The sequence below is a fragment of the Arthrobacter sp. 92 genome (assembly GCF_050260325.1).
In the GTDB taxonomy this organism is placed as follows: domain Bacteria; phylum Actinomycetota; class Actinomycetes; order Actinomycetales; family Micrococcaceae; genus Arthrobacter.
The window spans coordinates 2,306,257-2,328,756 of the sequence record NZ_CP189863.1; the positions used below are offsets into that span (position 1 = coordinate 2,306,257).

Consider the following 22,500-nt stretch of genomic DNA (forward strand, 5'->3'; position numbering starts at 1 on the left):
CTACGGGCGCCGGAGGCGCAGGACCACCAGGCGCCCGGCCATGCCGGCAGCGAGGACGGCCGCCATGACCAGCACGGAGGTGGCTGGCAGTGTGGCGGCCAGGATGAGGCAGCCCACAAAGCCCGCCGCGTTGAGCCACTTGGGCGCATGGCGCGGACGTTCAGACAGGGTGAAAGCGGCGGCGTTGGTGACCGAGTAGTAGATCAGCACGCCGAAGCTCGAAAATCCGACCACGGTCAGCACGTTCGTGGTCAGCAGCAGCACGATCACCGCTGCGGCCACCGAAAGCTCCGCAAGGTAGGGAACTGTGTGCCGTCCGCCCACCCGGGCGAGTGGGGCGGGGAGGTCGCGTTCCCTCGCCATGGCCAGGGTGGTCCGGCCTACCCCGGTGATGAGGGCCAGCAGGGCGCCCAGGGACGCTGCCGCCGCGCCTGCCTGCACGAACGGGGCCCCCGCGCTGAGGCCGGAGATCTTCACGGCGTCGAGCAACGGGGACAGTGACTCCGAGAGCTGCCCGGGAGTCAGGTGCCAGAGCAGGAGCAGTGCCAGCCCCAGGTAGATCACGAACGCGGCGCCCAGGGCGGCAAGGATGGCCCGTGGGATGGTCACGGTGGGGTTCCTGACCTCCTCGCCGAGGGTGGCGATCCGGGCATAGCCGGCGAACGCGAAAAACACCAGCCCGGCCGCCGGCAGGATCCCCCACGCGCTACCCACCGTGGATCCGGCGTGCGCAGTTCCCGCTGACGAGGCGGCGTGCGGACCCACGATGCTGGCTACCGCCACAAACACTAGGGTGGACAGGACAACCGCCAGCAGTATCCGGGTCAGCAAGGCGGTGCGGGTGATACCGAGCAGATTAACGCCCGTGAGGGCCACCACGGCCGCGAGCGCCACCGGTGTGGCGTAGGCGGGTGCCACATAATGGCCGAACGTCAATGCCATCGCCGCGCATGACGCCGTTTTGCCCGTGACAAATCCCCACCCGGCGATGAAACCGGGCCACTCGCCCAGCTGCCTACGCCCATAGACATAAGTGCCGCCGCTGGCCGGATATTTCGCCGCCAGCTGGGCCGAAGCCACCGCGTTGCAGTAGGCAATGGCGCCGGCCACAAGCACCGAAATGAACATGAGACTGCCAGCCAGGGCGGTGGCGGGGGAGAAGACCACAAACACGCCGGCGCCCAGCATGGATCCGAGACCGATGGCCGTGGCGTCGAACACTCCGAGCCTGCGTTGTAGCTGCTGATGGCTTTGCATGGGGGAGCGGACGCCTTTCCAACGGGTAAACTCGAACGGGATCGTTCCCGCAACGATCATAATGAACTTCACCTCTGTCTTCCTTCTGAAAGGTAAGCTGTGCTGCGCACACATGACCTCGGGTCCCTTCGCTCCGAGCACATTGGACAAACCGTAACCCTGGCCGGCTGGGTGGGCCGTCGTCGTGATCACGGTGGTGTCGCATTCGTTGACCTGCGTGACGCTTCGGGCATTGCCCAGGTAGTTGTCCGTGAGGAAGAGGTCTTCCACGGCCTGCGCAATGAGTATGTGCTGCAGGTTGTGGGCACGGTCTCCAAGCGCCCGGAAGGCAACGAGAACCCGGCGCTGGCCACCGGCGAGATCGAGGTCATCGCCGAGAAGGTGACCATCCTCAACACCTCCGACCCGCTGCCGTTCCAGATCGACGAGCACGTTGAGGTTGGCGAGGAAGCGCGCCTCAAACACCGTTACCTGGACCTGCGCCGCCCCGGCCCCAGCCGCAATCTGCGCCTGCGCTCGGAGGCCAACCGCGTGGCCCGCGAGCTGCTCCACCGGGACGGCTACGTGGAGATCGAAACCCCCACCCTTACGCGTTCGACGCCGGAAGGCGCCCGCGACTTTGTGGTCCCCGCACGACTGGCCCCGGGTTCCTGGTACGCCCTGCCGCAGTCCCCGCAGCTCTTCAAGCAGCTCCTGCAGGTGGGCGGCTTCGAAAAGTACTACCAGATTGCCCGCTGCTACCGCGACGAGGACTTCCGCGCCGACCGCCAGCCCGAATTCACGCAGCTGGACATCGAGGCCAGCTTCGTGGAGCAGGACGACATCATTTCGCTCGGCGAAAGCATCGTGAAGGCACTCTGGAAGCTGATCGACGTCGAGATTCCGACGCCCATCCAGCGCATCACCTATGCCGACGCCATGGCGCGCTATGGCTCGGACAAGCCGGACCTCCGCTTCGGCCTGGAGCTCACTGAACTCACCGAATTCTTCAAGGACACCAACTTCGGCGTCTTCAAGGCACCCTACGTTGGCGCTGTTGTGATGCCGGGCGGCGCCTCGCAGGCCCGCCGTGCGCTGGACGCCTGGCAGGAATGGGCCAAGCAGCGCGGCGCCAAGGGCCTGGCCTACGTCCTGTACAAGGAGGACGGCGAACTCGCCGGCCCCGTGGCCAAGAACCTCACCGACACAGAGCGTGCCGGACTCGCCGATGCCGTGGGCGCCAAGCCCGGCGACTGCATTTTCTTCGCCGCCGGCGAGAAGACCCCCTCCCGCGCCCTCCTGGGCGCGGCCCGCGTCGAAATCGGCCACCGCACCGGGCTCATCAACCCCACAGACTGGGCCTTCTGCTGGGTGGTTGACGCCCCCATGTTCGAACCGGCCGCAGCCGCCGTGGCGTCTGGAGACGTGGCCGTCGGTGCCGGCAAGTGGACCGCCGTGCACCATGCCTTCACTTCGCCCAAGCCCGAGTACATGGACAGCTTCGACCAGGATCCCGAGTCCGCGCTGTCCTATGCCTACGACATCGTGTGCAACGGCAACGAAATCGGCGGCGGCTCCATCCGTATCCACGAGCGCGAAGTCCAGGAGCGTGTCTTTGAGCTCATGGGCCTGGACAAGGCAGATGCGGAGACCAAGTTCGGGTTCCTCCTTGAGGGGTTCAAGTTCGGTGCTCCGCCCCACGGCGGTATTGCCTTCGGCTGGGACCGCGTTGTGGCCCTGCTGGCCGGCGTGGAGTCCATCCGCGACGTCATTGCCTTTCCCAAGTCCGGCGGCGGTCACGACCCGCTCACGGACGCGCCTGCGCCGATCACCGCGCAGCAGCGCAAGGAAGCCGGCGTCGACTTCAAGCCGGAGGCCAGGAAGGCCGAGGACACCAAGAAGTAGACGAACAGGGCCAATGGAAGGGGCTCTCCGGGTTACCGGGGAGCCCCTTTCCCGTTAAGACCGAATAACGGAAGGTGGAAGGTGTGGCTGAAGAGGAAGCCTGTCCTGAACTTGAGTTGCTGATGGATGCCGCCTGGCCGGCCGCCGAGCGTCACGAAGCGGGCGCCTGGGTGCTCCGGGCGGCGTCCGGGGTGACGCAACGGACCAACTCGGTGTGGCCCCGCTGGGAAACGGACAGCACGTGGAGTGCCCTTAGCATCCCCGGGACCGGCACAGGCCAGGATCGGCTCGCTTCATTGCGGGAGGCGCGGCTGTGGTACCGGAGCCGCCGCCTGCCCCTGATTTTCCAGGTTTTCGACGGTCCACGCCACGCTGCCCTGAACGCCGTCCTCGATGATGAAGGCTTCACCCGGCAGTCCGAGACCGTGATCCTGGAGCGCAGGGGCACGGCCGCCCCGCCAGCGGACTCCGGCGTCCACATCCTGGACGAGCCGTCAGATGAGTGGCTGGGATTGTGGTGGGGCGTTGACGGCCGCGGCGGGGACACCGAAATGGGCGTTGCCCGCGACATCCTGACCGGCTGCCCCTCCCTGTACGCACTGGTGCGCGACGATGACGGTATGCCCGCCGCCGTCGGACGCCTTGCCCTGGCGGGCAGGCAGGGAGGCTTGTACTGCATGGCCACCAGGCAGGACGCCAGACGCCGGGGGTACGCCATGCGGGTGCTCCACTCATTGCTTGCCGCCGGTGCGGCACGCGGGCTGACGGGATACTGGCTGCTGGTCATGGCATCCAACACGGGCGCGAGGGGCCTTTACCGGGAGGCAGGATTCCAGGAGGCGGGCCGCTATATCTATCGGCAGGAACGGCCCAGGAGGCACCTGACGGGTTGCTAGTGAAGACCCCGCGCCAGGAAAGAGCGTCAGGCCACTTCAGTTTCGTAGTGGAGCCCGATCCACGGTGCTGCCGTCAACTGACCGCGGTCCGTGGGCGTGACGGCGGGGGCGGCAGCGGATCCGGGTGCGGCCGAACCGGCCAGGACGGTGCCGGAGCCGCGTTCCGGGGCAATCGGCGCGGAGGACTTCCTGCCGTTGGGATGGGCTGGCCAGTGGTGCGGATAGGCGCTCCCATGGCTGATCATACGGGGCATGTGCTTTCCTTTCGTGCGGCGGGACTGGGCTGGTGGTACGGATCTAGGGGATGTGGAGGGCAGGCTGTTGCTCGGGCAGCTGCCCCCGGCGCCGGGCGATACCCTCCGTGTACGGAGCTCCAAGGGCTTCGATCGGTGTCTTGGCCGTTTCCCGGGAGAAGAAAACGGAGACTGCGGCGATCAGCATGCAGGCGGTGCCGAACACCGCCACCGGGACCCAGCCGTCGATGGCCGGGGTCAGGAGCATGCCGGCGATCATCGGGGCGAAGCCGGCGAGCACAAGTCCGAGTTGGTTGCCCAGGGCCATGCCCGTATAGCGGACCGGCGCCGCGAACTGCTCGGCGAAGAACGACGGCCAGATACCGTTGAAGCCCGAATAGAGGACTGTCATGTTCAGGAAGGCCACGAGGAAGACCAGAACGATATTCCCCGAGGACAGTGCCAGAAAGTACAGGAAGATCGTGAGGGAGCAGCCGATCGCGGCCGTCAGCAGCAGGGGACGGCGGCCGATCCGGTCCGAAAGTTTCGCTGCCAGCGGCATGGCGAACATGCTTAACCCGATGGCGACGGCGTTTACGGTCAGGATGGCGGCGCGGTCAAAGCCCGCGGTGGAGGTGGCGTAGGCCAGGCCGAAGACGGTGAAGATGGTCTGCATGACCGACATGATTGACATCCCCACGACACGGAGCACATCAGGGCCCTGGAAACGGAGTACTTCCTTCAGGGGCATGGGGGCCACCTGGTTGCTCTCCCGGGACTCCCCGAACACCGGGGTTTCGTCCAGGTGCGTCCGCACCCAGTAGGCGATGGCCAGGACCACGATGGAGAGCCAGAACGGGATGCGCCAGCCCCAGCTCATCATGGCTTCCTGGGGCAGCGCGGTCACGGGGATGAATACGAGCGTTGCAAGCACCATGCCGGAGGCGTACCCGGTCATCACGAAGCTCGTGAAGAAGCCGCGCCTGCCTTCGGGGGAATGCTCAAGGGTCAGCGCGGAGGCGCCAGCCGATTCCGCGCCGGCGGAGAAGCCCTGTGCCAGGCGGCCGGCCACCAGCAGGATCGGGGCCCAAATACCCACCTGCCCGTAACCGGGCAGGAAGCCAATGCCCAATGAGGACAAGCCCATGATGCCGAGGGTGAGCAGCAGGATCTTCTTGCGCCCCAGCTTGTCGCCGAAGTGGCCCATGACCAGGCCCCCGATGGGCCTCGCCACGTAGGCCACGCCGAAGGTGGCGAAGGCGCCGATCAGCCCGATGGCCGGGTCCGCCGTCGGGAAGAACAGGTGCGGGAAGACGAGGGCGGCAGCGGTTCCGTAGATGAAGAAGTCGTAATACTCCAGGGTGCTGCCGAGGAAGGACGCCAGGGCGGCCTTCCCGGGAGTCTTACGCTGCGCCCCGGGAACAGCTGACACCGAATCGGCGGTCACCGGGGTTTTGATCATTGGGGCGTTGGAAGCAGGTTGCATGGATTTCTCCTTAAGACAGCGTTGTCTGTGTGGAAGCCGGCGTCGAAGCCCCGAGGTGGAAGTCCACCGAGAGGATTTGCTGGCTGTTGGGGAACGAGTACGCCTTGAGCGGCTCGTGAAGCGGATGGGTGTTGTACACGGCGATGTCCTCGACGTTGTCGAAGTCGGCCACGATGGCGTAATCGAAGGAGCGTTCGGTGTTGAGCACGTCCGGACCGTGGGTCAGGTTCAGCATGCCGGGGATGTTCCCCGCCATCCGGTCCAGGCCTTCGATCCAGGCCTGCTTGTCAGCGGCCGGGAAGTCCGGCTTGAACTTGAAGAGAACAGCGTGGCGGATCATTTCAGGCACTCACCCGTACCCGGGCGTGCGGTGCGCAATGCTCCGGGGACCCGTACTCCGTGGACTCGTATTCCGGGGACTGGCCGGCGATGGTGCGCCCAGCCAGGTAGCCCATGGTCATGATGGGGCCGAGGGTGGCCCCGGCCCCCGGGTAGCCGGCGGCGTAGGCGTTTTCGGTGGTGTTTCCGGCCGCGTACAGGCCCTCGATGGGGCGGTTGTCCACGTCGAGCACTCGGGCGAATCCGTCGGTGGCGACTCCGCCATTGGAGCCGAACGCGCCGTTGACCACCTCCATGGCGTAGAACGGTCCGGTCAGCAGCGGGCCGAGGGACGGGTTGGGGTACGGGTTGTCGTCGTCGCCCCAGTACTTGTCGTAGGCGCTCTCGCCCCGGCCGAAGTCGGGATCCTCGCCCTTGACAGCGAACTCGTTGAACCGCGCCACCGTGGCTTCGAGGCTCTCCGCGGGGACGTTGAGCTTGGCTGCCAGCTCCGCGAGGGTGGGCGCCTCAACCAGGTAGGCGGGCGTGGGCTGGCCGGCGCGATGGGCAAGGATGCCATAGCGCTCCAGATAGTTGTGGTCCACGATCACGTGGGCCGGCGTGTTGAGCGGCTGGTTGCGGGGGGAGTCCCAGGACTGGAGGCTGCGGGCGAGGTCGTTGTAGTTCTGCGATTCGTTGGCGAACCGCTTGCCGTGCCGGTTGACCATCAGGGATCCGGGGCCCTGGCGCTCGAAACGCAGCAGGGTGCCCACCGGCTGCCCGTCGCGGGTGTCCCCGGTGACGGACATCGGCGCCCACCACGCTTCACGGGTGCCGCGGGTCTGGCCCCCGATCCGCTGGGACATCCGCAGGCCGTCGCCGGTGTTCGAGGGCGGCGAGCACATGGTGAACAGCCGTGAGGCCAGCAGAGAATCCGCCAGCGCCTTGTCCCATTCGAAACCACCGGTGGCCAACACAACGCCGTCGTTCGCCCGGATCACTTCGCCGGTTTCGAGTTCGACGCCGGTCACCCGGCCGCCGTCGGTCAACAGCCGGTGACCACGCGCGCCGGTGACTAGGGCGGCGCCGTCGCGGACCAGGCTGGCCAGCAGCATCGAGACGAGGGCCTGGCCCTTGGCCACCAGCCCGCGGGCCTGGCGCCGGTTCAGTTCGTCCCAGGGGAACCTGGTGAAAGCGCCCCAGTTTTCGTATTCCTGCATGGTGAACGGTGCGCGGCCGTCCGTGCGGACATGCGCCGTGATGCCGCCGAGGGCTTCTTTGCCGTTGAAAAGCTCGGGCTCCACCGTGCGGCCGCCCTCGACGGCGCCCGGCAGGTCCTGGCGGTAGTCCGGGAAGTTGTGGAGGAAGATGAAGCGGACGCCGCATTCCTCCTCCACGAACCGGAGCATCTGGTCCCCGAAGTTCAGCGCGGAGTCCAGGAGCTCGTCGCGGCCGCGTCCCCGCGCCACGGCGCGGACGTACTGGGCGGCCGCTTCCTTGGAATCGGTGATGCCGGCCTCCCGGGCGTGATGATTGTCCGCCACCCAGAGCATGCCGCCGGAGACCGCCGACGTCCCGCCCAGCAGCTCGCTCTTCTCCAGGACGACGACGGACTTGCCGGCGCGGGCGGCGGTGGCCCCCGCGGTGAGGGCGCCGGCACCGGAGCCGACCACAACGACGTCGTAGCTGTCCGACTCGGTGCCATTGACGAATTTCATGGGTGTTTGCCTTTCAGGGGAAATGAACAAGGGCGCCGGTGGGGACGCCGGTTGCCGCTGGGGGAGGAGCTGGGGGACGAGCCTTAGACGGCGGTGTAGCCGCCGTCGATCACCAGCTCGGAACCGGTGGTGAAACGGGACTCGTCCGAGGCCAGGTACAGCACGCCGTAGGCGATCTCGTGCGGCTCGCCCTGCCGCGGCAACGGGTTCGAACCGACGAGCTGCTTGTAGTAGGCCTCGGACCCGATGTCGGACTGCTCGGCTGAGCGGCGGCTCATCCGGGTGTTCATGGACCCGGGGTGAATGGAATTGACCCGGATGCCGTGGCGTCCGTAGGCCGCGGCGTCGGACTTGCTGAGCAGGCGGACCGCGCCCTTGGTGGCGTGGTACAGCGGCACGTTCCTGCCGCCGGTGATGCCGTGGATTGACGAGAAGTTGATGATGCTGCCGGCACCCTTCTCGATCATGCCGGGGACCACGTGCTTGGTCATCAGCCAGACGCCCTTGACGTTGACGTTGAAGATCGCGTCGAAGTCCGAGACGGAGGCGGTGTGGGAGGCTCCGGCCGGGCCGATGATGCCGGCGGCATTGACCAGGATGTCCGCCGCGCCCAGCTTGTCCGTCACCCGACGGATCGCGTCGGCGACGCTGCCCTCGCTCGTGACGTCGACGTCGTACTGGCTGATGTCTACGTGTGTGGCGGCGGACGGGATGCCCGCAACGTCAAGGCTGGCGACCTTCGCGCCGTGCTGGGCAAGCAGGGCGGCGGTGGCGCTGCCCAAATCTCCGCGGCCGCCGGTGACGATGGCGGTCTTCCCGGCCACGCGGTTTTGTGTGGGGTTCATGTGGTGCTCCTCGTACTCCTGCAGCATCTTCGCTGCGTCTAAGCCAGAGTGACAGTGGAGTTGTGACAGCGACCACACAATTGCCGATGAACGGAAAAATGAACGCTCAGTGGCTCTGGCGGAGGGTCCCCTTCAGCTCGCCCCGCCAGCCGAGCGCCCGTGAGATGCCACGGGCTGCGGCCATCAGGACAGGGACGCGGGAGGCTGCGTTCTCCTCGTTCCGCGGCACCACCACACTTAGTGCGGCGCGGATGGTGTTGTCCGGGCCGAACACGGGGACTGCGATGCCGCTGGATTCGGGCACGATCACGCCCGGCATGGCCGCAAATCCCCGCTGCCTGATCTCGGCCAGGTGGCGGCGCAGCAGTGAAGGGTCGGTCAGGGTGGTTTCGGTGAACTTGGTCAGGGGCCGGGCCAGAATGGTGTCCTGGTAGGCGGCGTGGGAGTGCGCCAGCAGGACCAGGCCGGAGGATGTTGCGTGCAGCGGCAGCCTGCCGGCGATTTTGGTGATGTCCACGATGGTCTTGTCTGAGCCGAGGCGCTCGATGTACAGCACCTCGTCCGAATCCAGGATCCCCAGCGTGGTGGAGTGCTGGACGACGGCCTGGACGTCCTCCATGAACGGCAGGGCGGCCTCCCTCAGGCCCAGCATTTTGGACCCGCGGGAGACCAGTTCCCACATCCGGGTGCCGATGTGGACGTCTCCGCCGGTTTCGCGTTCGAGGAGCCGTTCGTGCAGCAGGTCGCTGACCAGTCGGTAGGTGGTGGTGACGGGCAGTCCGGTCCGGCGCCCCAGTTCGGCGACGCTCATTGAGGTGTGGCGGTCATCGAACGCGCTGACGATTTTGACGAAGCGGCCGATGATCGACTCGCCTGATGGGGAATTCGCCACACGCCCTCCTCGGGGAAACCAGATTCCCGCTCAATGGTAATCCTGCTCACTGGGATTCCTGTCACCGGCTGTACTGGGGGTTTAGCATTCCACCCGGCCAGCGCGCTGATGCGTGTGGCCGACTGAACGGAGCAACAAAACATGAGCAAGACCATGAGCAGGACTGTCTGCGATGTCCTCGTCATCGGCTCCGGTGTGGCCGGCATGGCCGCAGCGTTGAAAGCCGCGTCGCAGGGATTGAGCGTGATCGTTGCGGAGAAGGAGCAGTACTTCGGCGGCACGACGGCGATCTCCGCCGGATGGGCGTGGGTCCCCGGCAACAAGCAGGGCGTGGAGCAGGGGGACACCCGCGAGGAAGCGGAGACCTACCTGAGGAACCTGGCCCCGGAGACGTTCAACGAGGCGGGCGTCCGCGACTTCCTGGATACCGTGCCCGAAGCCATCTCCTTCTTCGAGAACGAGACGGAGGTGAAGTTCACCTATCCGGAGAAGTCCCCGGACTACAAGATGGACCTGCCCGGCGCGAAGCTCTCCGGGCGTGCCATCCTGCCCCAGGACGTTGACGCCCGGGTACTTCGGGACAAGCGCCTCCTGATGCAGCCCTACATGAGCTCCTACACGGTCTTCGGTTACATGCCGCAGGTGGGCCCGGACATCAATGAGTTCTTCCACGTCAATCAGTCGGTCAAGTCGTTCGTCTACGTGGCGAAAAAGCTGCTGCGCACCTGGGCGGATGCGGCCCGCTACCGGCGCCCGGTCCTGCGGTCCAACGGCAATGCCCTGATGACCCGCATGGTGAAAAGCGCCGACGACCTGGGCGTGCGCCTCTGGAATTCCTCGCCTGCCCTCTCACTCACGCGCGACGACGCCGGCACCATCACCGGGGCGGTCATCGGTGGAGACCGCGCGGGGACTGTGACCGCACGGCTCGGCGTCATCCTCGCCGCAGGCGGGTTTTCCGGCAACACGGAATTGCGAAAGCAGTACTTCCCCCACGACGCCGACGGCGACGACCACTTCACCCCGACCGTGGGCCACGGCGGTGACGCCGCCACGCTGGCGATCAGCGCCGGTGGCCACATCGACAATTCCGTCTTCAGCGTGGGGTCCTGGGCGCCTGTGACCGTCTTTAGGTTCCTCAACGGCAGGCAGCGCCTCTTCCCGCACCTGCGGGCCATCGGCCTGCCGGGCCTGATCGCCGTCGACCGTCACGGCAGGCGCTTCGGCAACGAAGCCCTCAGCTACCACGACTTTGGTGGGACGATGATCGCGCACAACAAGGACAAGGACAAGACGTTCGGGTTTGTGATCGGCGATGCCAAAACCATGCACAAGTACGGCATCGGCTACGCCAAGCCTTGGCCAATGCCGCGCGGCTATTTCTACAAGACCGGCTACCTGGTCAAGGGGAACACTCTGGCGGAACTGGCCGGCAAGCTCGGCATTGACGCCGCGGAGCTGAAGAGGACCGTGGCGGAGTTCAACCCGGCGGCTGAGCGCGGCGAAGACCCGGCCTTCGGCCGCGGCTCCACACCGTACAACCACTTCCGCGGGGATATGGAGCACAAGCCGAACCCGAACCTCGCCCCGGTGGGCAAGGGCCCGTACTACGCGGCAAAGATCCAGATGGGCGATTTGGGCACCTTCACCGGGATCGGCGTCAACGACAGCTCCGAGGTGGTCACTGACGAGGGAGCCGCGATTCCGGGCCTGATCGCCGTCGGCGCGGCAGCGGTCAGCGTCTTCGGTGGCGGCTACCCGGGCTATGGTTCCCACATCGGCCCGGCCTTGGTGTTCGGCTACCGGGCGGGGCGCGACGTCGCCAAGCTCGCCGCCGATCGCGCCGTGGCTCGAGTGGCCGGCGTCTGACGGCGACGGACCGGAGAGCCCGCCATGGCGAATTCGCCCACCGGCGAATCGGTCATCAGCCGCGTTGTGCGGCTGATGAGCGCGTTCGATCGGGACCCCTGCCCACCATGACGCTCTCCGGCTTGGCACGCCGCGCGGACCTGCCCCTCACCACTGCCCACCGTCTCGTGGACGATCTGGTCGCGCACGGCCTGATTGAGCGGCTCCCTGAAGGGAACCTGCGGTCCGGGATGAGGATGTGGGAGCTTGCCGCGCGGGGGTCGAGGGCACTGAACCTGCGTGAGCTGGCACTGCCGTTCATGGGCGATGTCCAGGCCGCCGTGCACCAGCACACCACACTTGCGGTCCTCGATCACGGCACCGTGCTCTACGTTGAACGGCTGTCCTCGCCGAAATCCAGCCTGAACGCGGCGCATATCGCCCAGCGGATGCCGATACACGCGGCATCCTCCGGGCTGGTGCTGCTGGCGCACGCTTCCCGGGAGTTCCAAGATCACCTGCTGTCCCGTCCTTTAGCGAGGGTGACGCCGGAGACCATTACGGATCCGGCGCTGATCCGCAAGCATCTGGCCGAGATCCGGCGGCAGGGCTTTGTGGCGCTCCCGGGTATTGGTGTCACGGAGTGGACAGGCATCGCCGTGCCCGTATTCGGCCACGGTGGCATGGTTGCGGCGGCACTGAATGCCATCGTTCCGCGGGACGACGCGGACGTCCCGTCCACGGTTCCGGCGCTACTGACGGCGGCCCACGGGATCTCCCGCGCGCTGAAGGCCGCCGGTCCCGTACCGACGGAAGAAATACGGGCATCACCAAACTGGGCCAACCTTGTCCCAAACGCCACTTCCTGAAACACGGCTCCTCCTGCATTCCAACCGCGGCCAGCATGGACAGTCGGCCGGGGTGGACCTCACCGTACAGGCGGACTTTCACAACCGATGAACGGAAGCCCTATGGGGCCGACGCGGGGCCGGGGGGGCAGTCTGGGTTGAGACGTGGATCACGTCAAGCCACCCAGGGAAGCCACCTAGGGAAGCCAGCCAGGACAGTTACGCATGAAAGAAGGACAACGATGTCTGCCTCCACCATTGAAATTTCGGCCCTCCCGGCTGAAGCACCAGCCCAACCGCCCCCTTACTCCCATGAACTCGCCTGGCCGGATGGCATGGCGCCGTTCAAGGTCGTCGACGACGGAACCCAGGGCGATCCGTATGCGCACTACGCATGGATGCGGGACAACGCCCCGGTTCTCCGCGCAGCATCGCCGGTCTCGGACGTCTGGTTTATTTCCCGTTACGACGATGTCCGCAAGGCCATGCGGGCCCCCAAGGTCTTCTCCTCCCAGGTGGTGGACCCAGTGCCGCTGACCTTCCTGACTCTGTTCGATGCCCCGAACCACACCCGCATGCGCCAGGTCGTGGCGCAGGCCTTCACCCCCAAGGCGATTGCCCGTTTCGAGGACCGGGTCCGTGAGAACGCCCACAAATACTTGGACCCGATGATTGCAGCCGGCGGCGGCGACGCCGTCGACGAGTTCGCGATTCCGCTGAGCATGTCCACCATCAGCGCCCTGCTGGACGTGCCGGCGTCGGATTTCGAGAAGATGAAGTTCTGGTCGGATGAGACCTTCAGCTACTTCGGCAGGCTGGCCCGCAATGCGCAGGGCACGGGGACCGACGAACAGAGCACCTTCGAGTTCTTCGCGTACTTGAAGGACACCATGGAGCGCCTCTACCTTGAGGAAAGCGAGTCCGTGGGCGGCCACATTGCCCGGATGTGGAAGAACGGCTTGCTCACCGAAAAGGAAGCCAAGGAACTTTGCGCATTCGTCTTCGTCGCGGGCCATGACACCACCACCATCCTGCTCGCCAACGCCTTCCGGGTTTTCAGCGAACAGCCCGAACTCCTGGACCGAATCCGCGCGAACCCGGCCGATGCGACCCTTTTCGTCGAGGAGCTGGCCCGTTTCCGCGGGACGGTGCAGCGCGCCAGCCGCATCACCACTGAAGAGGTCGAGGTCGCCGGGGTGAGGATTCCCGCCGGTGCCATCGTCAGGCTCCTGCCCGCCGCCGCGAACCGCGACAGCAGCAAGTACCCCGAGGGCGAGACTTTCGACATCGACCGCAACACCGACGGGCACCTCGGCTTCGGACACGGCGTCCACAGTTGCCTCGGCGCCCCCCTTGCCAGGCTTGAAACCCAGGTCACCGTGGAAATCCTCGCCGCGAAGCTGGCCTCCCTGACTGTCAGCAAGGACAAACCGATCGAATACGTCAGCGGCAACAACCTGACCAACTCAGGTCCGGAACACCTCTACGTGCACATGGAGAAGTCTAGTGGCTGAACAGATGCTGACGGACCCGGCTCAGGGATGCGCGCAGATCGTGATCATCGGCGCCGGCCACTCTGGCGTCGCCCTGGCGGCGTGTCTTCGCACCCGCGGCTGGAACGGTGGAATTCTCCTTCTCGAGGCCGAAAAGGAAATGCCCTACGAACGGCCCCCGCTCTCCAAGGAACTCCTTAAGGCAGGCGCGTCGGACGAATCCACCCTGTTGCGGAAGGGCAGGTTCTACGAGGACAAGCGCATTGACAGGATCGCCGGGGCCACCGTGGCTGCCATCGACCGGCAGGCGCGCACCGTCCTGCTGTCCGATGGCAGCCGCCACTCCTACCACCGGCTCGTCATAGCCACCGGCTCGAGGGCCAGGGCACTGACAGTACCCGGCGCCGGTCTTCCCGGCATCCAGGCGCTGCGGACCAGGGATGACGCCCTCGAACTCAAGAGACTCCTGGTCCCGGCAGCCCGCGTCGTCATTATCGGGGCTGGTTACATCGGCCTGGAGGTGGCCGCCGCCGCTGCCGCGAAAGGCTGCGACGTTACGGTGCTTGAGTTCCAGGACCGGGTGATGAGCCGGGTGACGTCGGCCTCCGTATCGCGCTTCTTTGAACAGCTCCACGGGCGGAATGGGGTCCGGTTCGTCTTCGGCGCCGCAGTGACCGCCGTCGAAGGCTCTCAACGGGCGGAGCGCATCGTCACCGCAGACGGGAGCGTCCACCCGGCCGACGTCGTACTGGCCGGCATAGGCGTGGTCCCCAATCAGGAACTGGCCGAGGCCGCGGGCTTGGAGTGCCGGGACGGCATCCACGTGGACGGGGACGGACTGACCTCCGATCCGGTTATCTATGCGGTCGGTGACGTCACCCGTTTCATGAGCACCATCGACGGCGCCAGCCAGCGGCTCGAGTGCATCCAGAATGCTTTGGCCCAGGCCGACCGTGCCGCCGCGCACATTACCGGCCAGGACGCTGGCGAACCGGAAATCCCGTGGTTCTGGACGGTACAGCAAGGGATCAGGCTGCAGACGGCCGGTGTGCGTCATCCCGAGGACGAGGTGATCGTGCGCGGCGCGCCAGCTGAGGGCAAGTTCTCGGTCGTCTATCTCCGGAATGGGTGCCTCGCCGCCGTCGACACCATCGGGAGCCTGACCGACTTCCGTCCTGCCAAGAAACTGATCGCCCACAAAGCACGGATTGACCCGTTGCTTGCCGCCGATCCCGGCACCCGACTGACTGACGCTGTGTTCGCAGCTGCCTGAGCACTAAGGAACCACCATGAGCAACAACAAACTCACCATTATTGACCGCAAGGGGTCCAGCCACGAACTCGAGTGGGAGCCGGACCAGACCCTGATGGAGGCCCTCCGCGACAATGACCTCCCGGTCCTGGCATCCTGCGGCGGCACCGCCTCCTGCGCCACATGCCACGTTTTCCTTGAGAAGGAGGTCTTTGAGACTCTCAACGAACGCAGCGAGGACGAGTTCGAGCTTCTGGTCGATGCCGAGGGGTACCAGGAGTGCGGCTCGAGGCTCTCCTGCCAGCTTGGCTTCAGCGAGGAACTCAACGGAGTCACCGTCACCCTGGCGCCGGAAGAATAGCCGCGCCGTCCGGCAGCAAGACAGCGAAGAGGCCGGTGCTCCGTCTGCGGATATTGGGGGGACGGAGCGGCGGCACTTTCGGGTCAGGCGGGGCTCTCCCTCTTCTCAGACCTCCGGGACCGTCGCCATTTCCCTGCCGGGCACTGGCCCGGACGAGTAGACGAATCTGGAGTGGTACAGGTACCTCAGCGCGAACGCTGCAAGCAGCGTCGCCGCCTGCGCTACGACGGTATTGAGCATCAGTTTTTCGACGGCCAGCATCAGGACCGGCAGGCGCAGCAGGGCCTCTGCGTTATTGAAACCAAAAGACTGCAAAAATCGATGACGCCAGCTATGCGTCTTGTGGCGAATCGTGCCGAATACAACGTGCTCCTGCATCAGGAAGTTGGACGCGATGGTCAGCTCGGCGGCAACAATGGCCGCCGCGACATAGTGAACACCAAGGCGCAGCAGGAAGGCCATGATCAGCAGATTCAAAAGAGCGCCCACTGCCCCCACCGCGGCGAAGAGCCCGGCCGTACCCACCCGGAGCTCCGCAAGCTGGCGAACGAAACGCAGCCCCTGGCTCAGGTTTGCCTTGGACTCGCCCGCCGTTCGTCGGCCAAAGACAAAGGGGACTTCGGACACCGCAAGGCGCTGCCTGGCAAGGATCTCAAGGAGTATCTTGAACCCGCTTGGCCGCAGGGCGCTACAGTCCACGGCTGTCCGACGAACGGCGAAGAAGCCGGTCATGGGGTCCGAACAGCCGTGCAGCCTGCCCGGAAAAAGACTCCGGGCGAGGAGTGTCGCTCCGGTGGACACCAGACGACGGTACGAGTTGGCAAGGCCCTCGCAGCTCCCGCCCTGTCCGCAGTACCGCGAGCCCACCACCACGTCGCCCCGATTCCGTTCAAGCTCTGCAAGAAGAACGGGGATCAACTCTGGTGGATGCTGGAGGTCCCCGTCCATCACCAGACAGTACTCCGCCGAACTTGACGCCATCCCCTCGATGACCGCCCCGCTCAGTCCGCCCATCGGCGTTGCCCGGTGCATCAGGCGGACCGGCATCGGTGTTTGCGACGCGGCCCTTGTAATGATGTCCGGGGTCTCATCCGTCGAATCGTCCACGAAGACGAGCTCGGCATCAACGTCGCTGCAGGCGTCCGTGGCGCGGCGGACCAGTTGGTCGACGTTGGGCGCTTCGTTGTATGTGGGTACGATCACCGAAAGTTTCAAGTCCCTGCTCCTATCGCTTGACGTCGGCCGATGCCGTGGTCTTCGTGACCTTGCGGATACTCCACTCGCCATACGTTTGAACGGTCTCGGAGTGCTGCACTGCGCTGGCGGCGAGGTTGAGTCCCAGACTGTCGATATTGGACGTCACAGACGGCCCGACGATGACCCAGTCAATGTCAGTCCAGCCACCGGGATGCTTGGTATTGAATTGTTTATCTAGATCGGGCTTTTCGGTTGCGATCATCGTCCAGGAATCGTTCCAGCCACTCGAGTTCAGGTCGTACCACATGGAGTACGGCGCCAGGACAACATCCTTACGGGAGACGTTGTCCTGTACCCAGGTCATGGCGCTTCTCCAATTGGCGTTGTTATCTGCCGTCAACAGGACCCGGTCCTGTTCAAACCACTGGGGCATGGACATGAGGACCAGCGCACTGGAGAGCACTGCCACGAAGCCAGTCCGCAGCGGACGGATCCAGGTCTTCCGCTGCCGGCCGAGCCTTTCCATTCCGCTCCAGCAGATGTCCACCGAAGTGCCGAGTGCCAGCGCAAGGAAGGGAATAACGGCAATGATGTACATCGCAGGAAGGTAGCCTTGGCCGAGCACGATGGGGATGGCGAAAGACGCAATGGCAACGGCGATCACGCGTGAACTTTGCCGCGACAGACACACAATCGCGGCAACGAGCCCGGCAGCAATAAGGTACTTGTCGAAGTAGAGCCACCCCGCCAACAACTCAGCCCGACTGGAGCCCGACTCGAAGATAGTTCCAGATCCGGAGCGCTCCAGGAACTGGTAGCTCAGGGCGTTTTGCAGTGACACGTGGTCCGGTCCCGCCACAAGCTCATTTCTAAGCAGAGCGGACAGGGGGTAGAAGCCGAGGACCAGGCCGCCCACCGTCAGAAACCCCACCACGGAAAATGATCTGTTGCTCCATCGGGGTCGGTAGATCAGCGCCAGCAGCAGGGCCGGCCCGAAAATGGCCAGGGTCTCCTTGGAGAGCACAGCAATGGCGAAGCACAGGCCCGCAAGAATGTGATGCCAGAGGGCGTCGCGCGATGACAAGGCAAGATAAAACGCCAGCAAGAGCCAGGGAACGCCAATGTTGTCCAAATACACTTGGCGTCCCAGTACGAGGGACAAGGGCGAAAGAATGAAAATCACTGTGGTCAGGGCGGCGAACGGGATGCGTACCCTCATGCGGCGGGCCAGCATGTACAGCAGCACGGCGCTGGCCACGAAAAACAGCGAGATGACGTACCGGGTCGCCCCAATGGCCGTGCCGTCACCTGCCCCTAGCCAGGTGGGGAGCCAGTTCAGTGCCGCGATCTGAATCCAGCCGAGGGGAGGGTGATCATACCAGTAGGTGTAAGGAGCCAGGGCTCCGGAGTGGACTGCGAAAGCCTGGGACGTGTAGGTTCCTTCGTCGTCCTGATAGCTTGGCGAACCCGTCAGGTTCCACAGGCTCAACACCGCGGCTGCGACGGTAAGCGCCGCAAACGTGAGCTTGTCCCAGAACATCATCGCCGTCAGGGCGAAGGGGGCTCCGGTCGAGGGACCGCGGTGCTGTGGCGCACCACCCGTCCGGTGGCCGGTGGCGGGGGCGTTCGGTTCAAGCTGCACTACTGCCACGATTGTTTCCTCTGGGACTTGAAGGACTTAACAGGCGCGTCTTTAGGGCCGGACCGGCTCGGCCACACCGCGCTCAATGTAGGAGAGATGGGACCCGGAGTGATCGGTCTTTTCCCACCCGAAATCGCGGCGAACAAACTTGATCAGGGCACGGAGAGCGGAGAACGCAAGGATCAGCTGGTAGCACGGAGTGCCCACCACGAGCCGGAAGTAGTCATAGCGAGTAATGGCGAACTTATGGTCCCGGCCGAACTCACGGAGCATACAGATGTCAAAAGCAATCGTTGCCAGCGTTGGGATGAGGGGGAGGAACGACACGAGCGTTACAACCAGCTGAAAGCCGCCCCAGACTGCCGCGACAACCGCTACCGGGATGCATACTCCGGCGAAAGCCATGAAGTGCTGCTGCATCAGGGTCCACCAGGCAATGACGCGCATCTTCGTGGTGGGGAGCTTCTTCCAGTCCCCTTTAGCGAAGACCTGCATGAATCCGAGCGACCAGCGCGTCCGTTGCCGGACCAGCGCGCTGAGGGTATCGGGGGTCTCCTCACGCGTAACGAGCTCCGGAGCGTAAGCCACAATGATCTTCCGCCCGAGCGTGGACAACCGGACTCCAAGGTCGCAGTCCTCTGCAAGGCAGTTTCCGTCCCATCCGCCGACCTCCTTGAGAAGGTCCCGTTTTATGAACACAGTGTTGCCTCCGAGCGGTATGAACCCCTGCCGGGAATGTGCATGGAGCCGGGACCTGAACCACGTGAAATATTCAAGGCAGTTGCGAAGCGAATACCAGGTGTCCCTGTAGTTGATCAGTTGCACCGCGCCTTGAACGACGTCCGCGTTTTTGGTGAGGAACACACTGTCAATGTGAGCCAGCAGCGCCTCAGCGGCGATAGACTCAGCATCGAACACACCTACTACGCTGTTTCGGCACATGGACAGTGCCTTGTTTAGCTGGCGGGGCTTGTTCTTCGTCTCACTGACGTCAACGCTGATGCGGACGAAGTCAGGGAACTCCGCAGCGAGCTTACGGGCCGTCCTAACAGTCTCCGGGTCGTCGTGGCCTACGGAGATGATGACCTCCTTGTGGGAATGGGTCTGTTTCAGAAGTGCGGCCAAGGTGGCCCTCATGACGTCTTCGCGCTCATTCCTGCACGGCATGATGAGCGAAAATGAACAGCCTTCGGTCTCCTGGAGGCCCGAATACGAGGTACGGACCTGCGTTTTGGGGTCCCACCAGGCATAGGTGTTCAGGTACAGCGTGGACAGCGCGATCGCGAACAATGCCAATGCGATCAGGACAACCAGGGCGCTGGCCAGCATGGAAGTGGTCATGGTGAGGCTCCAATGAAGTAGGCGTAGGCAGAGGGATTGCAAAAACGAGGTCAGTCACCAGGACCGCAGGCAGGGCCGTCCTTGTTGGTGTCGAGATTTTGCGGGTCCACGTTTGGCTTGCGGACAATTAAGCCGTCTTTGAAGTACTCGCGGACCTCGGAATTTACTTGGCTATTACCCCAGCCGGCCGTCATAAAGCATGTGGGAATGTTGGTTCCGGTGGCCAGGCTTCCATTTACTATGAATTCTCCAGCTCCGCTTGAAGGCGGAACGGAAACCTGCGTCAGAGAATAGTCGTCAGTAATTAGCGTCCCGTTTGTTCCGAACGAAAGCCCAAATGTCATTTGGTCTGTTCCTTCGGGAATCACCGGGCTGGTAGCTTCCGACAGCGTCCAATCCGAGGCCGCTGCCTCCTGCTTGCGGTCACCCTGCGAGTAGCCCTGGATTGCGACCGAAGCTGCCCGGCCACTGTTCCGTCCCGCAGTAATTCCTGGCCGGGGTCGTTGCGGTTTCATAATGATGCGCCCAGCAACATTCGGGAAATTCTTGCGGGAGGCAGAAAGGAAAATTCATCCTGAATTGATCCGTGTGGGATCGACCCGACAATGCCGAACATTAAAGACCCCCAAATTTGATGTTCTTTGCGACAAATTCTTGGGGCGAGTCTAACTACGGGAATCTACTGAAAAAACGAGTAGTCAATACTTGTTCATCGGTGGACGACACTCCACTTGAGATTTGTCTACTCGATTGCGTAACCAGTTTTAGGGCAGGCCGACGCCAGCTGCGGTACTGGTGTTTTCGGACGCGGGACCGCCTTGTTCGCTACGTAAGTGCGGTCGGGATCCCGCTACTCCCGGGGATCGGTCACCAGGATTTTGACCGCGCAGAGGTCCGCCGCAGCCTGCTTCAGCACCGAGGCACGCGGATCCGGAACGTCGAGGAAGGGCAGACGGGTCAACCCGGCGTAGCGCTTGAGGCCCGGCTCGGCGAGCACCTGCTCGGCCAGGGCCCGGTCCCCGCCCGGCGCAAGGTACTCCACGCGGTGCGCCGCGAAAATCCTCTCGGCGTGCCCCGCCACGGCCTCCACGAGCGCATCCGCCTGGTTGGCGCGGCGGCGGGCAAAGCGCTGCTGGGACCAGCCGCCAGCAGCAGTCCGGGACTGGACGTGCCGCGACCCGGTCTTTGACGCCAGGACGGCGCCGCCGCTCACCACCGCCACCGAATAGCCTCCCCGCCGGACGAGCACCAGGCCGAGCACGCGGGACTGTGCCGCCAACGAAGCCAGCCGCGACACCGCGTCCTCGCCGCGTCCCGGCCTCCCGTCAGCGGGCCACGGCGGCTGCAGCAGTGCGGTTGCGCCGTCCACGGCGCGCAGCTGCAACCCGCCGTCGACCTCCTCCCAGGTGAGCTCGCCATGGCTTGCGGCGAAACGCGAAACCCAGCCTGTCAGCCGGTCCCCGGAGACAAAGGCCACACGCGAGTCAGGGGTCGTCATTTCGGGGGTCTCCAAGGTGGGGATGCAGCTGTCGGTGGGGGCAGGAACTACAAGTAGCCTATCTATGTGGATGATCTCTTTGGGCAGGGCCCGGATAGCGAGGACGACGACGGCGGCACCGCGCCCGAAGGCCAGCCGGCTTCCGCCGGCCATCGGTCCTCGCCCCGAAGCCCGCTCGCTGTCCGGATGCGTCCCCGGACCCTGGATGACGTCGTGGGGCAGCAGCACCTCCTCGGCCAGGGATCCCCGCTTCGGCAACTGGCTGCCGGCACGGACGCGGTGGGTCCCGCCGGGCCCAGCTCGCTGATTCTCTGGGGTCCTCCCGGTACCGGAAAGACCACCCTGGCTCACGTGATCGCCAAGGGGCCGGGCCGGAAATTCGTCGAGCTCTCCGCGATCACGGCCGGAGTGAAGGACGTTCGCCGGGTAATGGACGAGGCGCTCACCGCGCGTGACCTGTACAAGACCACCACCGTCCTGTTCCTCGACGAAATCCACCGTTTCAACAAGGCGCAGCAGGACGCGCTGCTGCCCGGGGTCGAAAACCGCTGGGTGGTTCTCGTGGCGGCCACCACGGAGAATCCGTCGTTCTCAGTGGTATCGCCACTGCTGTCGCGCTCACTCCTGCTGACTCTCAAGCCGCTCACCGACATGGACATCGAGGGGCTGCTCGTGCGGGCGGTGACGGATCCCCGCGGGCTCAACGGCAAGGTGGAGCTGAGCGCCGAGGCGATGGCCCATCTGGTGAGGTTATCGGGAGGGGACGCCCGCCGCGCCCTGACGGCGCTGGAGGCGGCTGCCGGGGTGGCCTACGGAGATGCCGATGACGCCGAAGATGCCACCGTGACCATCGAACTCAGGCACACGGAGCGCGCGCTGGACGTTGCCGCCGTTCGCTACGACAGGGCAGGGGACCAGCACTACGACGTGGCCAGCGCCTTCATCAAGTCCATCCGCGGCTCCGACGTCGACGCTGCACTGCACTACCTGGCCCGGATGCTGGAGGCCGGGGAGGACCCCCGGTTCGTTGCGCGGCGGATCGTGATTTCGGCGGCGGAGGATATCGGGATGGCCGACCCCACCGCGCTTCAAACAGCGGTGGCGGCCGCGCAGGCCGTGCAGCTGATTGGCATGCCCGAAGGACGCATCGTCCTTGCCGAAGCCGTGGTTCACCTCGCCACGGCGCCCAAGTCGAACGCGGCGTATATGGGGATCAACAAGGCCATCGCCGATGTCCGGGCGGGCCTGGGCAACGGTGTGCCGGCACACCTGCGGGACGCCCACTATCCCGGCTCTAAGCAGTTGGGCCACGGGCAGGGCTACAAGTACGCCCACGACGCCCCGCATTCGGTGGCCGAACAGCAGTATCCGCCGGATGATCTCGTGGGCCGGGACTACTACGAGCCCACGGGTAACGGCGCGGAACGGGAAATCTCCACGCGCCTGGAACGGCTTCGGAAGATCATCCGGGGGCGCTGACGCGCGATGACG

General features: G+C 65.0%; 20 protein-coding genes. 8 read left to right on the plus strand and 12 right to left on the minus strand.

The genetic code is table 11. The annotated features are described in order from the left end of the window. Positions 1-1,257: an APC family permease gene (locus ACP4XC_RS10605; protein WP_427175084.1), complete on the minus strand. Its 1,257-nt coding sequence runs from the start codon at positions 1,255-1,257 to the stop codon at positions 1-3. Between the two features lie 99 nt (positions 1,258-1,356). Between ACP4XC_RS10605 and aspS the strand changes: the two genes are divergently transcribed. Both aspS and ACP4XC_RS10615 read left to right on the plus strand, forming a co-directional pair. Then, on the plus strand, positions 1,357-3,141 hold the full coding sequence (gene aspS / locus ACP4XC_RS10610; protein ID WP_427174928.1) for an aspartate--tRNA ligase: 1,785 nt from the start codon (positions 1,357-1,359) through the stop codon (positions 3,139-3,141). A gap of 122 nt (positions 3,142-3,263) precedes the next feature. After that, a complete protein-coding gene (locus tag ACP4XC_RS10615; RefSeq protein WP_427175085.1) occupies positions 3,264-4,037 on the plus strand; it encodes a GNAT family N-acetyltransferase in 774 nt (257 codons plus the stop codon). Positions 4,038-4,063: 26 nt separating this feature from the next. Here ACP4XC_RS10615 and ACP4XC_RS10620 read toward each other — a convergent pair whose 3' ends face one another. The 6 genes from ACP4XC_RS10620 to ACP4XC_RS10645 all read right to left on the minus strand — a co-directional run bounded on the left by ACP4XC_RS10620 (position 4,064) and on the right by ACP4XC_RS10645 (position 9,529). Next, entirely contained in the window at positions 4,064-4,291 is a 228-nt protein-coding gene (locus ACP4XC_RS10620) for a hypothetical protein (RefSeq protein ID WP_427174929.1), read from the minus strand. A 43-nt stretch (positions 4,292-4,334) separates the two neighbouring features. Then, positions 4,335-5,756: an MFS transporter gene (locus ACP4XC_RS10625; protein ID WP_427174930.1), complete on the minus strand. Its 1,422-nt coding sequence runs from the start codon at positions 5,754-5,756 to the stop codon at positions 4,335-4,337. Positions 5,757-5,766: 10 nt separating this feature from the next. Continuing rightward, positions 5,767-6,096, minus strand: coding sequence for a Dabb family protein (locus ACP4XC_RS10630; RefSeq protein WP_427175086.1), 330 nt, complete (start codon positions 6,094-6,096; stop codon positions 5,767-5,769). Position 6,097: 1 nt separating this feature from the next. Next, positions 6,098-7,792 carry an FAD-dependent oxidoreductase gene (locus ACP4XC_RS10635; protein WP_427174931.1) on the minus strand — a complete coding sequence of 565 codons (1,695 nt, stop codon included), beginning with the start codon at positions 7,790-7,792 and terminating at the stop codon, positions 6,098-6,100. 83 nt (positions 7,793-7,875) lie between these two features. Then, positions 7,876-8,637 carry an SDR family NAD(P)-dependent oxidoreductase gene (locus ACP4XC_RS10640; protein ID WP_427174932.1) on the minus strand — a complete coding sequence of 254 codons (762 nt, stop codon included), beginning with the start codon at positions 8,635-8,637 and terminating at the stop codon, positions 7,876-7,878. 106 nt (positions 8,638-8,743) lie between these two features. Continuing rightward, on the minus strand, positions 8,744-9,529 hold the full coding sequence (locus ACP4XC_RS10645) for an IclR family transcriptional regulator (RefSeq protein ID WP_427174933.1): 786 nt from the start codon (positions 9,527-9,529) through the stop codon (positions 8,744-8,746). A 141-nt stretch (positions 9,530-9,670) separates the two neighbouring features. On the opposite strand from ACP4XC_RS10645, the gene ACP4XC_RS10650 reads away from it, so the two are divergent. The 5 genes from ACP4XC_RS10650 (at position 9,671) to ACP4XC_RS10670 (ending at position 15,331) form a co-directional block, all read left to right on the plus strand. Beyond that, positions 9,671-11,398 (plus strand): FAD-dependent oxidoreductase, encoded by a 1,728-nt coding sequence (locus ACP4XC_RS10650; RefSeq protein ID WP_427174934.1) that lies wholly within the window; start codon positions 9,671-9,673, stop codon positions 11,396-11,398. Between the two features lie 107 nt (positions 11,399-11,505). Then, positions 11,506-12,246: an IclR family transcriptional regulator gene (locus ACP4XC_RS10655; protein WP_427174935.1), complete on the plus strand. Its 741-nt coding sequence runs from the start codon at positions 11,506-11,508 to the stop codon at positions 12,244-12,246. Positions 12,247-12,467: 221 nt separating this feature from the next. After that, positions 12,468-13,739 (plus strand): cytochrome P450, encoded by a 1,272-nt coding sequence (locus tag ACP4XC_RS10660; RefSeq protein ID WP_427174936.1) that lies wholly within the window; start codon positions 12,468-12,470, stop codon positions 13,737-13,739. After that, positions 13,732-14,991 carry an NAD(P)/FAD-dependent oxidoreductase gene (locus ACP4XC_RS10665; RefSeq protein ID WP_427174937.1) on the plus strand — a complete coding sequence of 420 codons (1,260 nt, stop codon included), beginning with the start codon at positions 13,732-13,734 and terminating at the stop codon, positions 14,989-14,991. Before ACP4XC_RS10660 ends, ACP4XC_RS10665 begins: the two co-directional genes overlap by 8 nt. Positions 14,992-15,007: 16 nt before the next feature. Beyond that, complete coding sequence (locus ACP4XC_RS10670; RefSeq protein ID WP_427174938.1) at positions 15,008-15,331, plus strand: 2Fe-2S iron-sulfur cluster-binding protein; 324 nt, start codon at positions 15,008-15,010, stop codon at positions 15,329-15,331. A gap of 105 nt (positions 15,332-15,436) precedes the next feature. Here the strand turns inward: ACP4XC_RS10670 and ACP4XC_RS10675 are convergent, their stop codons facing one another. From ACP4XC_RS10675 to ACP4XC_RS10695, 5 genes are all read right to left on the minus strand, one after another. Further along, a complete protein-coding gene (locus ACP4XC_RS10675; RefSeq protein ID WP_427174939.1) occupies positions 15,437-16,546 on the minus strand; it encodes a glycosyltransferase in 1,110 nt (369 codons plus the stop codon). A 10-nt stretch (positions 16,547-16,556) separates the two neighbouring features. Next, positions 16,557-18,179: an ArnT family glycosyltransferase gene (locus ACP4XC_RS10680; RefSeq protein ID WP_427174940.1), complete on the minus strand. Its 1,623-nt coding sequence runs from the start codon at positions 18,177-18,179 to the stop codon at positions 16,557-16,559. Positions 18,180-18,221: 42 nt separating this feature from the next. Continuing rightward, the gene (locus ACP4XC_RS10685) at positions 18,222-19,511 is read right to left on the minus strand and encodes a glycosyltransferase (protein ID WP_427174941.1); all 1,290 of its coding nucleotides are present in this window, start codon (positions 19,509-19,511) and stop codon (positions 18,222-18,224) included. Between the two features lie 50 nt (positions 19,512-19,561). Further along, complete coding sequence (locus tag ACP4XC_RS10690; protein WP_427174942.1) at positions 19,562-19,855, minus strand: hypothetical protein; 294 nt, start codon at positions 19,853-19,855, stop codon at positions 19,562-19,564. Positions 19,856-20,361: 506 nt separating this feature from the next. Then, positions 20,362-21,009 carry an acVLRF1 family peptidyl-tRNA hydrolase gene (locus ACP4XC_RS10695; protein ID WP_427174943.1) on the minus strand — a complete coding sequence of 216 codons (648 nt, stop codon included), beginning with the start codon at positions 21,007-21,009 and terminating at the stop codon, positions 20,362-20,364. A gap of 66 nt (positions 21,010-21,075) precedes the next feature. Here ACP4XC_RS10695 and ACP4XC_RS10700 point away from each other — a divergent pair, with 66 nt between their 5' ends. Then, positions 21,076-22,488, plus strand: coding sequence for a replication-associated recombination protein A (locus tag ACP4XC_RS10700; protein WP_427174944.1), 1,413 nt, complete (start codon positions 21,076-21,078; stop codon positions 22,486-22,488). Positions 22,489-22,500 lie beyond the last annotated feature (12 nt).

What these genes read in the sequence shown, in the direction of transcription:
- ACP4XC_RS10695 (WP_427174943.1), bottom strand. Translation starts at nt 21,009, where the DNA reads ATGACGACCCCTGACTCGCGTGTGGCCTTTGTCTCCGGGGACCGGCTG.
- ACP4XC_RS10620 (WP_427174929.1), bottom strand. Translation starts at nt 4,291, where the DNA reads ATGCCCCGTATGATCAGCCATGGGAGCGCCTATCCGCACCACTGGCCA.
- ACP4XC_RS10625 (WP_427174930.1), bottom strand. Translation starts at nt 5,756, where the DNA reads ATGCAACCTGCTTCCAACGCCCCAATGATCAAAACCCCGGTGACCGCC.
- ACP4XC_RS10670 (WP_427174938.1), top strand. Translation starts at nt 15,008, where the DNA reads ATGAGCAACAACAAACTCACCATTATTGACCGCAAGGGGTCCAGCCAC.
- ACP4XC_RS10635 (WP_427174931.1), bottom strand. Translation starts at nt 7,792, where the DNA reads ATGAAATTCGTCAATGGCACCGAGTCGGACAGCTACGACGTCGTTGTG.
- ACP4XC_RS10640 (WP_427174932.1), bottom strand. Translation starts at nt 8,637, where the DNA reads ATGAACCCCACACAAAACCGCGTGGCCGGGAAGACCGCCATCGTCACC.
- ACP4XC_RS10605 (WP_427175084.1), bottom strand. Translation starts at nt 1,257, where the DNA reads ATGCAAAGCCATCAGCAGCTACAACGCAGGCTCGGAGTGTTCGACGCC.
- ACP4XC_RS10690 (WP_427174942.1), bottom strand. Translation starts at nt 19,855, where the DNA reads ATGACATTTGGGCTTTCGTTCGGAACAAACGGGACGCTAATTACTGAC.
- ACP4XC_RS10660 (WP_427174936.1), top strand. Translation starts at nt 12,468, where the DNA reads ATGTCTGCCTCCACCATTGAAATTTCGGCCCTCCCGGCTGAAGCACCA.
- ACP4XC_RS10650 (WP_427174934.1), top strand. Translation starts at nt 9,671, where the DNA reads ATGAGCAAGACCATGAGCAGGACTGTCTGCGATGTCCTCGTCATCGGC.
- ACP4XC_RS10685 (WP_427174941.1), bottom strand. Translation starts at nt 19,511, where the DNA reads ATGACCACTTCCATGCTGGCCAGCGCCCTGGTTGTCCTGATCGCATTG.
- ACP4XC_RS10615 (WP_427175085.1), top strand. Translation starts at nt 3,264, where the DNA reads ATGGATGCCGCCTGGCCGGCCGCCGAGCGTCACGAAGCGGGCGCCTGG.
- ACP4XC_RS10630 (WP_427175086.1), bottom strand. Translation starts at nt 6,096, where the DNA reads ATGATCCGCCACGCTGTTCTCTTCAAGTTCAAGCCGGACTTCCCGGCC.
- ACP4XC_RS10655 (WP_427174935.1), top strand. Translation starts at nt 11,506, where the DNA reads ATGACGCTCTCCGGCTTGGCACGCCGCGCGGACCTGCCCCTCACCACT.